At 39.4% G+C, this 528-nt stretch carries 1 protein-coding gene; it reads left to right on the forward strand.

The window, feature by feature from the left end; all coding sequences use genetic code 11:
- Positions 1 to 528: histidine kinase dimerization/phospho-acceptor domain-containing protein (locus ACFINZ_RS12105; protein WP_375701658.1), on the forward strand; the 528-nt coding region annotated here is incomplete at both ends.

Consider the following 528-nt stretch of genomic DNA (forward strand, 5'->3'; position numbering starts at 1 on the left):
CATTAAAATACAAGGTGAAACACTTGATAAACTTTCAGAAGGAGTGGTGGTCTTTGGCACTGATGGATGCCTTCGTTTATCAAATCCTGCTTTATCAAAATTATGGTCTCTACCCTATAATTTATTGGTAGAAGGCACCCATATTACACAATTACAAAGTTATTGTTCACCCCTAACTTTGAGACAAGAATGGGACTGGTTCACCAAATTTATTACCGGTTTTGCTGAAGAACGGGATACATATTCAGGTCGTATGGACCTCAAAAATGGCATGATCATTGATTACACATTGGTCCCGCTTCCTAATGGAGAGACCATGCTTACTTTCGTGAATGTTACGGACACTGTTCATGTCGCGCGTGCTCTTCAAGAGAAAAATGAAGCTTTGGAAAGTGCTGATCGTTTGCGTAATGAATTTGTCCAACATGTTTCCTATGAATTGCGTACACCCCTCACCAATATTATTGGGTTTTCCGATATTTTACGCGATCAAATTTTTGGTCCTATCAATGAACGCCAACAGGAATA

The sequence above is a fragment of the Bartonella sp. AA81SXKL genome, from assembly GCF_042196945.1.
Classification (GTDB): domain Bacteria; phylum Pseudomonadota; class Alphaproteobacteria; order Rhizobiales; family Rhizobiaceae; genus Bartonella.